The sequence below is a fragment of the Komagataeibacter sp. FNDCF1 genome (assembly GCF_021295335.1).
Lineage (GTDB): Bacteria > Pseudomonadota > Alphaproteobacteria > Acetobacterales > Acetobacteraceae > Komagataeibacter.
The window spans coordinates 2,955,773-2,968,325 of the sequence record NZ_JAIWOT010000001.1; the positions used below are offsets into that span (position 1 = coordinate 2,955,773).

The window sequence follows — 12,553 nt, forward strand, 5'->3', positions numbered from 1 at the left end:
AATGATCTTTTTTTCAAGGAGTCATGATGGTCGCTTCCATTACGCCTGCCGCCTCGCGGCATGAGTCAGTTCCCGTGGTTCCGGTTATCCTGTCGGGTGGAAGCGGCAGCCGGTTGTGGCCCGTCTCGCGCGGGTCCTATCCCAAGCAGTTCTGGCCGCTGGTCTCGAAGCATACGATGGTGCAGGAAACCGCGCTGCGCAGCCACGGCGCGGGGTTCAGCGCGCCAATCGTGGTGTGCAACAACGAGCACCGCTTCGTCATGGCCGAGCAGCTCAAGGAAGTCGGCATAACACAGGCGCGTATTTTGCTGGAGCCGGTGGGGCGGAATTCGGCCCCTGCCATTGCCGCTGCCGCCCTGCTTGCGGCCGAGACGGACCCCGACGCCGTATTGTGGGTGATGGCCGCCGATGCCGCGATGCAGAAGCCGCAGAATATCGGCCCCGCCCTAGCCGTGGCGGTGGAGGTCGCGCGGGCGGGTCGTATCGTCACGTTCGGCATGACGCCCACCAGGGCGGAAACCGGCTATGGCTATATTGAACAGGGTGCGGCGCTGGACGGATTTGCCGGGGCGTTCTCCGTTGCCAGATTTGTCGAAAAACCCGATGCCGAAAATGCCGCGCGGATGTTCGAAACAGGGCGGTTCCTGTGGAATTCCGGCATGTTTGTCTTCACCGCCCGCACCATGCTGGCCGAGATGGAAAAGTTCGAACCCGCCATCGTTTCCGCAGTCAGGGACGCCATGCGCAAGCGCTCCACCGATATTGATTTCGAGCGGCTGGACGCGGCGGCCTTTGCCGTGTGTCCCGATATCTCGATTGACTATGCTGTGGCGGAGCGTACCGATCTCATGACCGTCATTCCCGCCGATTTCGGCTGGTCCGACGTTGGCAGCTGGGATGCGCTGTGGGAACTCAGCCCGAAGGACGATGCAGGCAATGCCACCATAGGCGATGTGTTCGTGCATGACACATCGGGCAGCTATATCCGTACCGATGGCATCCTGACCGCCGTGACCGGGGTGGAGGACCTGCTGGTGGTGGTCAATGATGATGCGGTCCTGGTCGCGCACCGCCAGCATGCGCAGGACGTCAAGACCATACTGGCCCAGATCAAGAAGGCAGGGCGCAAGGAAGCGGCATCCCATGCCCGGTGTTACCGCCCGTGGGGTTTTTACGAGACCCTGATCGAGGGCAGCCGCTTCCAGGTCAAGCGCATCGTGGTGGAACCGGGGCGAAAGCTGTCGCTGCAGAAGCATTTCCACCGTGCCGAGCACTGGGTGGTGGTGGAAGGGACCGCGCATGTCGTCCGCAATGAGGAAACGATCCTTGTGCGCGAGAACGAGAGTGTCTACCTGCCGCTTGGCGCCGTGCACCGGCTGGAGAATCCCGGTCGCATCCCCCTGACCCTGATCGAGGTCCAGTCCGGCCCCTATCTGGGGGAAGATGATATCGTCCGGCTGGAAGACGCCTACAGCCGCGCCTGATATGGCGGACGGGATGCGCCCGATCGGGGCGTGGTGTGGCATGGGCCGCGCCACGCCCTTTTTTTTCGGTTTTCCAGAACGGGCGGGCAAGGAAGGTAGGCGATGAATGACAGGGCGGAAGGTGTTCATATTTCCTTCATAAAACTGTCATGGACATATCATTTTATTTTATATGGGCGATTTTTTATTGTGCCGCATGTCTGCTGCACAGCCAGGCACGTCTGTCTTTTCATGTCGGAGAACATGAGTATTATGTACTTTCCTGCTCGACTGCTTACATGCGCCCTGTTGGCAACCGCCCTGCCGGTCATGGCGCATGCTGCTGATATTACAGGTGCCGGCTCCAGCTTCGCTGCACCTATCTACGGAGCCTGGGGGGCAGACGGTCGGAGTGCGGCTGGCGTCAACCTCAATTACCAGACCGTGGGATCCAGCGCGGGCCAGAACCAGATTCTGGCCGGTACGGTTGATTTCGGCGCATCCGATGTGCCCATGGACCGCCAGAAGCTGGAATCCGCCCACCTGTTCCAGTTCCCGACCGTCATGGGCGGGATCGTGCCGGTCATCAACCTGCCCGGCATTGCAGCCAACCAGATCCAGCTTGATGGCCCGACGCTGGCCGCCATCTATCGTGGTGAGATCGACCAGTGGAACAATCCGCGTATCGCGGCCCTCAATCCCGGCCTGAAACTGCCCGATACCGCAATCGCAACCGTGCACCGCGCCGATGGTTCGGGCACGACGGCCGTCTTTACCGGCTACCTGGCCCATGTCTCGCCTGAATGGCGCGAAGGTCAGGGCGCGGGCGCTTCCATTGCCTGGCCCGGTGGCATCGGCGCGCGTGGCAATGATGGCGTGGCCGCCTCCGTGCGCAATACCGAAGGCGCGATCGGCTATGTCGAATATGCCTTTGCCGCCAATGCCCACATGATCACCGTCAAGCTGAAGAACCACAGCGGCGCGTTCGTGGCCCCCGACATGAACAGCTTCAACAGCGCCGCCGCGGCAGCGGACTGGAAGGATGCGTCCCATTTCGCGGTGGACCTGCTTGATACCGATGGCGCTGGCGCATGGCCCATCATGTCGCCCACCTACGTGCTGGTTCCCGTGCCCACCGCCAAGACCGCCCATGGCGCGGATGTGCGCAAGTTCTTTGGCTACGCACTCAGGAACGGGGACGCCGCAGCCTACCGTCTTGACTATGTTCCGGTGCCAGCCAACGTCAAGACCGATATCCTGAGCCAGTGGGATAGCGCCAGATAATACGGCCTTCCCCGATAATGGCATGACAGGGCCGCCCGGCTGTCCGGGCGGCCTTTCTGTATTGATCAGGCATGATTTCAGAATGGCGGGTCAATGAATGATGATTATTCCGGGTGCCGCCTTTTTCCGGAAGGCGGCGTTCCCTGAAACCTCGTGGAAAAGGCATTGCCGGAAATTCCCTGCGGTTTGCAGGTCTGGCTCCTGTCATCGGCCCTGAATGAATGCATCCTTCAGCACGCGGCAGCCTGGTGCCGCTCTTTCACCTGCCGCTCCATGCCGCCAGATCGTGGGTTCATAATGCCGCCAGGAAAGGACTGTCGGTGACCATGCCGCCCTGCAGCAGGGTGGACAGCTTGCCCAGCGCCTCGCTCCGATCCACCGATTTGCCATAGGGCATGTTGGGGCGGAGGCGCTCCTCCAGCCGGGCCACCGACCCCCGGCGTGGCCAGGGCCGGCGTAGCAGTTCCTCCACCAGTTCGGGGTAGCGCCATGGAATGTCGATCCATGCCGCCGCGTTGTTCAGCCGGCTTGCATCGGCACGCAGGATCTGCGGGAACAGGGCGATCACGTTGCGCTCGCCCACTTCCATGGCGGGATCGGGACGCGCGGCCTGCGGGCCGCCACGCACATGCTGCAGCAGGCGGCGGATCAGTGTCGTGCCGCCATGGCACAGATGGCCGATCTGGGTCAGGCGCGGATTCATTTCTATGAAGTGATAGGTGCCGGTTTTTGCGCAGCGTACAAAATCCAGGCCAAAAAAACCCGACAGGTTCAGTGCCGCGCATGTCACCCGTGCCGCCCGTTCCATATCGGCGGACCGGGTGATCTCTATCACCGTCGCAGCCCCCGTACGCCCCTGATAGGAGAGTACGTTGACCCCGAGCGTGCCGATCACCTTCCCCTGCCAGCATGCCACCATGATATTGGCGGGCATGCCGCTGACATGCGCCTGCGCGATGACAGGCATGGACCGCCGCGCTGTTGCCTCCATGAAGGAATAGATATCACGGTCAGCCAGCAGCACCCGTAGCGCGCAGGCCATCCGGACCGGCTGTGACAGGCGACGGAAACTGCTTTCGGCCTCCCGCACGGTGTCGGCAATGACCACGCCCGAACCACCCCAGCTCCGGTCACGCTTGAGCACCCACGGGCCGGGTACCGTCGCACACCAGCGGTGCACGTCCTCTACCGTATCCAGGTTGACGGCGGCCGGGGTGGGGATGTCGCGCGCACGCAACGCATCGATCAGCCTGAGCCGGGTCTGGGCATAGGCAAAATACGCGGGCTGGCCCAGCGACCGTTCAATGATGTCACGACACAGCCTGCCAGCCCGGGTTGCGGGGTCGGCTTCCGCATGGACCTGGTGCAGGGCGCCGACCACGCGGTCATCGGCGGGAATGATCAGGTCAGGCTTTGTCTGTACAATGGCGTCCGACAGCGTGGCGAGGGGGGAGACGCAGGGATAGCTGCGTACGGAACTGATGGCGCGGATGCAGCGCAGCGAATGCCCGGGCGGGCAGATGGCGTGGACCGTTACCCCGCTTTCAAGGAACTCCAGCGCCGCGCGTGTGATGGCCGACCACCATACGGAGGAGATGATGAGAACTGTAAAATCATTTTTCATGGGTAGGGACTTTCCAGTTCAGGCCTGGCTGTCACGCCATGACCGGCAGGACATTCACTGAGCAAGGGCGGGCTGTGGGCGGGATTGTGGCTGCGACCGGGTCCAGGCCCCGGCTGCCTGCCGCCGGAACCGCCCCGAAAGGCGGCGCGCGGCAAATCGTGCGCCCCATGCAAAGCGCAGCAGGGGACCAAAGCTGCCTGCCGCCAGCGGCCCGATGAAATGGAGCCCCGGCACGCTTGATTCAAAGTTGCGCGACAGCGCGGGCATGTTGTCTTCCGTACGGATGCTGGCTACCAGCGCCCGATCCAGGAACGGGATGCGCGCAAGGTCAATGTGTACTCCCGTGCCCAGGAAGACATGGTCCACATCCATTTCCCGCATCGTGCCCTGTTCGGTATCGGCGAATTCCAGATGGATGGCCTGCCCGCGCATGCTGGCGCGCCGCAGGTCCAGGTTGAGGCAGATGGGCACCTTGTTGTCGCGCACGACCTGTCCCGTCACCCAGCCCGCGGCGGGCCCCAGATGCCCGCGTGTTATGCGCAGGCGCAGGCGCGCGGGCAGCATGTGGAAGACATCGGGCAGGTCACTGGCCATGCGGGAGCGCCAGCCCGTGCCCAGTCCGGACCGGGGCTTCTTGATGCGGGTCAGCAGCAGCTTGAGCAGCGGTATCTTGCGCGGGGGGTGATTGATCCAGATCTTGGGCCGACGGGTGCAGATAACAGGCTCGGCTCCCGCTTCATGCAGGAAACTGGCCGTATCCACCGCCGAGGACCCCGCCCCGATCACCGCAACGCGCTGGCCCGCGAAGCGTGCGAAATCGGTCTGGGCAAATGTATGGCTGACCCGTTCGGGGGGCAGCGTGCGCACCGGGGGCGGGACGTTGGCGAAATCACCGATCCCGATCGCCATGACCACATTGCGTGCCACGACGCTTTTTCCGTTTTCCAGACGCAGGATAAATCCGTCCTGCGTGCGTGACAGGTGCGTCACGTTGTGCGGCTGGAGGTGGGGCACGTGGGTTTTCTGGAATTCCTCGCCATATTCGGTAAAGACCCGGGCGGGGATGGGCACCCCGGTCGGGGCGTAGGGATGGCCCCGTTCCGCGCAGAATTGCCGGAGGGTGGACTGCCGCTTCGGATCGAACAGGTCGAGGGCGAAGCCTTCCGCCTTGAGGCACAGTTTACTGGGCACATGATCGCGCCAGAAGGCCATCGGTCGCCCGAAAATACGAAAGTCCACCCCCCTGTCGCGCAGATGGGCAGCCAGCGAAAGACCATAGGGGCCGGCCCCTATAATGGCTATGTCGGTATTCATTGGAAATCCACCAGCCTGCAGTCCGAAGACTGATCTTTATTTATAAATCGGGAAAAGTTGCGTATATTTATTTAGATTTCTAACGAAACCTGTACATGTTTCTTGCTCCATGCCAATCGGGAATTGCGGGAACAGGCAGGCGGATGCATGACCCTGCCACATGTTAACCATACATTTACCCTTTACCGGACAACAATCACAAAAAAAATAGTCAGGGTATTGCAGGCAGCGTCTTGCAAAAATCACACACTCGGGACCGTATTCTTTGGAAGAAAGTAAAATTCATACCCCTATGTTTGATTAATATAACGAGAGCAGGGAACTTTTCTGCTGATTGCATATTTCGCGCGTAGCACGCCATGGTTGCGCTGGCCTGTTCTTTAGGAAACCGTTTTCATACTAATATGTTTATTTTAAGTGAGGGTATATTTTCAAAGTATTTCATGAATTGTATTTTTGGGTTTGATATTGGTTTCATACAAAATCTATATTTCATTCATGCATTCCATCATGTACCATCCAGATGAAGTCATGGCATGCGGTAATACAGGACCGGTCTTGTACAGCTGTCCGTCTGTTTCATGACTGTCAGGAACAGAGACCTGTGCATGTCAGGTCAAAAAAATGAAAAATGACCATTATGGTTCTTGTAAGTATATTATAAGTAGTTAATTTTATTTTCAAATATTTTTACAGGTATTGAATTGCATGGACGCACGGTATCAGGCAGCCGTGACGGCGCTGCCATCATATGTTCGCTAATTGAACCCTGACGATATGACGCCGACCCGTCCCGTAATGGTACAAATCAGGTGATCCATGGTACAGGAATGGCATGTGCCACATTAGGTATCGGCATGGGTCAATCTGCTCCCTGCGCTGTCTATATAATGACACGCAGGCGTGCGTGCCTTGGACAGGGCCGTGCCTTGCGGTCAGTACGTGCGGCGAAGGCGGCAGCGGGACGGTCATCCTGTCCTTAATGGTGAAGGGGCCGAGAACGGAACCTGTGAACTGCCCGCATGTGGCTGGTACTTTCGTGCCCTCCCAGTGCGTGCGGAGCAGGAAACACTGGCTAAGAGCCCGATCCGAAAGTTTTTGAACAATACCAGCCTGTTGTGATTCATCCGTCTTTGCAGAGAGATGGAGTGAATGGTGACATGGACTGGTATTGCCCGGCGCGAGTATAGCCGGGAAAGATTGCGATATCCATCGGACATGACGGACGGGGAGTGGACTTTGATCATGCCATTTGTGCCCCCGGCGAAACGGGGCGGTCGTCCGCGCACGACGGATATGCGCGAGGTGGTCAATGCGATGCTCTACATAGCCTCGGCCGGGTGTGCGTGGCGTCTGCTGCCGAAATGCTTTCCGCCGGTCTCGACCATCAGGCGCTATTTTTACGCCTGGCGTGATGCCGGAGTGTTCGAGGTCATGAATACGGTGCTGGTCATGAGCCTGCGCGAGATCGAGGGACGTGACGCCTCTCCGAGCGCGGGCGTGATTGACAGCCAGTCGGTGAAAACCACGGAAAGCGGCGGGATTTCGGGCTATGACGCGGGGAAGAAGGTCAAGGGCCGCAAGCGCCATATCGTGACGGATACCTGCGGCTTCCTGATCTTTCTCCTCGTTCATGCCGCTGATATCCAGGACCGTGATGGGGCCGTTGATGTTCTGGCAGCGATACGCAGGCGCTTTCCCTGGCTGCGCCACATCTTCGCTGATGGCGGCTATGCTGGCGACAAATTGCGATCCGCGCTCGCCTCCATGGGAAAATGGACCCTCGAAATCATCAGGCGGTCCGATACGGTGAAGGGTTTTCAGATCCTGCCGCGTCGCTGGGTGGTGGAACGGACATTCGCATGGCTGGGACGATGCAGGCGGCTCGCCAAAGATTGGGAACAATCCATTGCTTCCTCAACCGCATGGACATTGATCGCCTCAATCCGAATGCTCACACGACGGACAGCAAGGCATTGTCAGGGTTGAAAAACTTTCGGATCGGGCTCTAAGACTGCAGCCGTTCCCTGCGAGGTTCGTGAGGCTGACTCGATGCCCTCACCTCGGACGCTTCTCTTGCCGGAAATGCACGACGCGCGGGCCTGCATCCGCTGGACCCGTTCTGGACCTGCCGGGGCATGCTGGCAAAAAGGCATGTCCGAAAAGGAAATTGTCGCTGCGTTCTTTGCCCTGCCAGCCGCGATAAAACAGCACCTGCGTCTCATGACCGTATTCGACAGCCTGCCTGGGGTTTACGGACAGGACGGCATGCGGCTGATGGCGTTTTCCGTAAGTGATGATTATGCCCGACGGGGAGCGGGAGAACCGGCGTAATCTTTCGCCCTTCGCGCTTTTTGATAAAAGGACTGGCATCTTAAGCCCTGTCGGCGTTGGGGCTCGGGGCGCGACTTTGTCCAGAAAGAGTCCGCGTTTATGATATCAGCCCGCTGTCCGGCTGCCCGGCTGCCAGGGACCGGGCAGCAGCCTTTCCTGCACTATCAACGATAACGCGGATCTTTATGGTCAGTCTGCCCCTGGACCGTTCGATGGCCTGATTTGTACCCTTTTTTTGCGGGCTTCCGCACGATGCCGATGATTACGGACAATCGTGCTGTCGACCATCCTGTATTCAGTGTCGTGATCAGCAGCTGAGGGTAGAAAAACCGTTCCATCACGTCATTTCGCACCATTAGTGTAATCGCTGGTATACGTTCTTCCTGGTACCCTACCGGGCAGGCAGGTCACGCCGGAAAATACCTGCATGGTAACGATACGGAACGGCTTCAATAAACAGGCCATTACCTGAAGTTGTGATACCGACATGACTTTCACGTCTGGGGAGAAGGCCCTTTATTTTCTTCTATTGTCTGGCATGCAGACCATACTGCCGCATACGCATCTTTCCTAAAAATCAGGGAAAACATCATAGTACATGCACAGGTACAGGTCACTATTACGATATGCATTAATTTAAAAACGCTTTTTCATGTTTTATAACATAAGTTAGGTAAAATTAAAATACAACTTCTAATTTTACTGATGACTGGGTTATTTTGTTAATTTCTTTTTCCTGATTATATTTCATAGAAAGCCATGTGGGCACTTTCATTTCAAAAACAATATCCATATCTTTTTTAATTTCCAGTAACGTATTTATTTCAAAATTTGAACTTTCTGCTTTATTATTTTTGTTTTTTCTTATATTAAAAATATTGATCATTAAAGGATCATTACTTAATCCAGATTGATATAGGTATTCTTCAGATTTTTTCAGGTCTGCTTCACTGGAAGAAAATCGTTGTTCTATTTTTATTAATTCAGCATATTTGAGATATTTCTCTTTTTTTCTTGATACAGCCAGTTCCGCTGGAATTTGTGGGACAGAACCTGGAAAGCTGAATTCTGCGTTATGACCATCGATTGCCACTTGTACACTCACAGTAGAGACGGATTTTGCACCAAGAAGGCTGCATAAATTAGAAAAATTTGTTAATTTCGACAGGCTTACATTTTCCGCTACTCGATCAATAAGCTCATAAGTAGACGGAATAAATGGGTTTGCAATTAGTCTATTCCCTGGAGTATAAATATTTTTACAAATCAAATTCTTCAAACTGGAGGATAATGGAGAAACGGGATTTGCATTGTAACGCAGAAAAGTAGTTTGGTTGGAAGTTACTAAAAACTTTCCTTCTCCATTACTGATAGCTTTTTCAACGTCGTCATCAGTGAGAATAACAATAGAGTGCCTGTCATTGATATTGTCAGGAAGGTCGTCGACGAGGATGGGGTTTTTATTCATTGTATATTCTTTCATTTCACCATAAAGTAATAAGAGAAAAAAGATATAAATGAAAAACAAAATATACCAGCAATGAAAATCGTTGCATAACTTGATCTTTTAGAAAATAACATAACGCTTTCAGCGTCAACATTTCTTTTTATATATTTTGCAAATTTTGTTACTTCATATTTTATTGAATTTAATTTTTCCGCTGACGCATTAAAATCACTTTTTTCACAAAAAACTATAAACGTATCTCTGGATAATATGTCTTTTTCTGCGCAAGGCAGTTCAAATATAAACCCATTTCCTTTTGATTCTATAAGCTTTGTCCCATTATGCACGGTAGTTTTTGTAGAATTTTTCGAAATTAATGATAATATAGACGCAGCCTCTTGCCTTTCTTCCTGGTTTTCTGCTGCCAGAAAGTTTCCATTTAAAGTCATTGGATTAGGCGAAGTGTTATCCAATGATTGCGCATATAAAATTTTAATTCTGGATGTCATTTTAGCATCTCCGTTAGAATTTCTTGAGCGCCATCATTATCTTGAAGACTTCCTATTAAAATTCGAGGTCTTGGCATCCCATCCAAATAACATAAGGCCCGCGTAATGCTTAATGTATGCGTTAGGTTTCGTGGACAAAGGGTATCCACTGGAGTGCTGACACGAGACTGACGAAGCCAAGATATGATTCCTTGGTTTTGTCATATCGGGTGGCAACGCGTCGCCAGTTCTTGAGTTTGTTGAACAGGCGCTCGACGAGATTGCGCCAGCGATATTTGGTTTTATCATGAGGTACAGGATTGCGACGGTTGCTTTTGCTCGGGATGACGGCTTCGATTTCGGCCTTGGCAAGTTCCTCGCGAATGAGGTCGGCATCGTAACCTTTGTCTGCCAGTAACGCCTCGATCTTGTCAGCGATCATGCGGAACAGCGGGCCGAAACCCTGAATATCGTGGGTCTGTCCCGGCGTCAGGACAAAACCGAGAGGGCGTCCCCTGGCGTCGCATCGGGCGTGCAGTTTGGTGGTGAAACCACCGCGCGATCGGCCAAGCGCCTCGGTTTCCTGTGTCCCTTTTTTATACCGATAGCACAATGATGTGCCCGGACCACCGTGCTGTCGATCATGTCGGCAGTGGTATCCCGCTCGACCATTTCAGCCAAGGTTTCGAGCATCGCATCGAACACGCCTGTCGTCACCCATCGTCGGTAGCGTCGGAACACGCTGTTCCACTTGCCATAATCATCAGGCAGGTGGCGCCACTGCGATCCGGTTCGGGCAATCCACATCATGCCTTCGAAATACAGACGATTGTCTTGCGCAGGACGGCAGCCACGACCCCTCTCAGGCGGAAGCAGCGCCCCGATGATGGCCCATTCCTCGTCCGAAAGCCCAATTCGCTCGCCCAACAACGCCTCCAAAAGGCAGCTTTGAATCAATCATGGACGTTACTGTCAACCTTTGTCCACGAAACCTAATTGATCTTGGTAAGAAATTTTTTTATGTAAATCATATTCTGAGTCGCAATCACAATGGGTTCCGATAAGTAATATTTTTTCGGGTTTCTTCTTTCTTCTATCCAATATGTCAGAAATAAAAGACATATCTGATTCCATACGATTGCAGGCACGCTCATCGTTGTGCATTATTTCGTCAGCACGAAACAGGTAAACAATCCAGTTAGCGGTCTCACAGCTTTCTTTCCAGTCATTATAAAAAGCCTTGTCTCCGGGAACATCGACACTCTCTTTGAAATCATAAAGCTTATCTTGAATTTTTCGTGGAAAACTTTTTTGTTTTTCTGTAAGTGCCGTTTGGCTGTTATTTGTTGGAACGGAATTAGATTGAATAAAATGAAGAAGAGTTGTCTTTCCTGTTCCGCGTTCCCCCAAAACGCACAATTTTATATGATCGAATTTATAGCCAAAAATTTGTATTAAAGAGAAATTCCAAGCCAATTTTTCAAGAGCAGATAAATCATCTGTCATATGCGGAACCTTTTATGTTTATTTAATACTAAAAATAAATAATATTTATTCATCATCATTAAACTTTTTTATAGCATAAATGCATGCACCAGATAACAAAGAGGCTGCGATTATACCTGTTGTATTTTTTCTCTTATCTGCGTCTGCATTAAAAACAATTTTTTCTTTTTCTATTTCTGATTTCAACACATTTTCTTTGTTTTTGCTTCGGTAATCAAGGAAGAGTTTTGAACCTTCTGTTAATGTTTTAGTTACAGTCAGGGCTATAGCAGATATTAATTTTGGATTTGCCATTCCTAAGAACCTTAAAAATCAAGATGGATGATGATATACTACATCAAGATATGGCTTCCTGCCATCGATACCAGTATGCCATGATACACTTCATCCGGTGTACGTCTACCCAGCGTTGTATACGGATGCGTTGTCCGCTGTAATGAGCGATCCTCTTTGTCAGAGACTGGAGATAATTCACCATGGGCAGTAATATAGCATGCCGGGCCTGAACCCGGCCATCAATGGCTGACACTTTTGCCGATTGTCGCGGCAGTCCGACCTGTGAACGGTCTCGGGTCTGTCGGAGCTTAAAACTCTCGGAAGATGAGGCCTGTGGCATGAAAGAAGAAAATATCACATCATGAGTGCAGGTACAGGTCTTACCTGCACCATGCGCTCACTGACGGCACGCCATAAGAGCAGATAACGCGGCCATGGCAGCTTTCTGCTGCTTTTCTGTCAGTGACGGATCTTGCTTTGTGCGGAGATCGCTTCGGGCACTATTATGATATTTCCGGCTTCGGCAACGGCAACCTCGGGATATGCTCCGAAGGCTAAAACCCGTGCCTTGCACCCAAGCGGTATTGGACCGGCCGCAGTTTCGCGGCATTGGGCTTCATCGGCGGATATAGAGCACCAGGATCAACGGTTTCCATCGCCTTATTCTATTACGGCGTCGGGTGAATTGCAGTGTTTGCGAGCCTTTTGAACGCCCCGGCAAGATTTCACCGTAACGCGACAGATATTCCCACGTGCCGAATCAGTTTCTTCGCCGGTACCCCATGCGCCGGGCTGGAGGATCCGGTGGAACAGGCCG

Annotated in this window: 10 protein-coding genes and 1 pseudogene; 4 read left to right on the forward strand and 7 right to left on the reverse strand. The window is 53.7% G+C overall.

Features of this window, described 5'->3' with window-relative positions; translation table 11 throughout:
• The first annotated feature begins 26 nt into the window (after positions 1 to 26).
• Both LDL32_RS14000 and pstS read left to right on the forward strand, forming a co-directional pair.
• Positions 27 to 1,484: a mannose-1-phosphate guanylyltransferase/mannose-6-phosphate isomerase gene (locus LDL32_RS14000; protein ID WP_233067916.1), complete on the forward strand. Its 1,458-nt coding sequence runs from the start codon at positions 27 to 29 to the stop codon at positions 1,482 to 1,484.
• 252 nt (positions 1,485 to 1,736) lie between these two features.
• A complete protein-coding gene (gene pstS, locus LDL32_RS14005) occupies positions 1,737 to 2,747 on the forward strand; it encodes a phosphate ABC transporter substrate-binding protein PstS (protein ID WP_233068928.1) in 1,011 nt (336 codons plus the stop codon).
• A gap of 292 nt (positions 2,748 to 3,039) precedes the next feature.
• On the opposite strand, the gene LDL32_RS14010 is transcribed toward pstS, so the two are convergent.
• Both LDL32_RS14010 and LDL32_RS14015 read right to left on the reverse strand, forming a co-directional pair.
• Positions 3,040 to 4,371: an ATP-grasp domain-containing protein gene (locus LDL32_RS14010; protein ID WP_233067918.1), complete on the reverse strand. Its 1,332-nt coding sequence runs from the start codon at positions 4,369 to 4,371 to the stop codon at positions 3,040 to 3,042.
• A gap of 54 nt (positions 4,372 to 4,425) precedes the next feature.
• Entirely contained in the window at positions 4,426 to 5,685 is a 1,260-nt protein-coding gene (locus LDL32_RS14015) for an NAD(P)-binding domain-containing protein (RefSeq protein ID WP_233067919.1), read from the reverse strand.
• A 1,152-nt stretch (positions 5,686 to 6,837) separates the two neighbouring features.
• On the opposite strand from LDL32_RS14015, the gene LDL32_RS14020 reads away from it, so the two are divergent.
• Positions 6,838 to 7,674, forward strand: a complete 837-nt coding sequence (locus LDL32_RS14020; RefSeq protein WP_048856220.1) for an IS5 family transposase — start codon at positions 6,838 to 6,840, stop codon at positions 7,672 to 7,674.
• A gap of 165 nt (positions 7,675 to 7,839) precedes the next feature.
• Positions 7,840 to 8,019 carry a hypothetical protein gene (locus LDL32_RS18065; RefSeq protein WP_370636705.1) on the forward strand — a complete coding sequence of 60 codons (180 nt, stop codon included), beginning with the start codon at positions 7,840 to 7,842 and terminating at the stop codon, positions 8,017 to 8,019.
• Between the two features lie 679 nt (positions 8,020 to 8,698).
• Here the strand turns inward: LDL32_RS18065 and LDL32_RS14030 are convergent.
• From LDL32_RS14030 to LDL32_RS14055, 5 genes and pseudogenes are all read right to left on the reverse strand, one after another.
• Positions 8,699 to 9,487 carry a hypothetical protein gene (locus tag LDL32_RS14030; RefSeq protein ID WP_233067921.1) on the reverse strand — a complete coding sequence of 263 codons (789 nt, stop codon included), beginning with the start codon at positions 9,485 to 9,487 and terminating at the stop codon, positions 8,699 to 8,701.
• 11 nt (positions 9,488 to 9,498) lie between these two features.
• Positions 9,499 to 9,975, reverse strand: coding sequence for a hypothetical protein (locus LDL32_RS14035; protein WP_233067923.1), 477 nt, complete (start codon positions 9,973 to 9,975; stop codon positions 9,499 to 9,501).
• A 121-nt stretch (positions 9,976 to 10,096) separates the two neighbouring features.
• A pseudogene (locus LDL32_RS18070) lies at positions 10,097 to 10,851 on the reverse strand (IS5 family transposase); the annotation flags it as partial.
• Between the two features lie 75 nt (positions 10,852 to 10,926).
• The gene (locus LDL32_RS14050) at positions 10,927 to 11,460 is read right to left on the reverse strand and encodes a GTPase domain-containing protein (RefSeq protein ID WP_233067925.1); all 534 of its coding nucleotides are present in this window, start codon (positions 11,458 to 11,460) and stop codon (positions 10,927 to 10,929) included.
• 45 nt (positions 11,461 to 11,505) lie between these two features.
• Positions 11,506 to 11,754, reverse strand: a complete 249-nt coding sequence (locus LDL32_RS14055) for a hypothetical protein (protein ID WP_233067927.1) — start codon at positions 11,752 to 11,754, stop codon at positions 11,506 to 11,508.
• Between the last annotated feature and the right edge of the window lie 799 nt (positions 11,755 to 12,553).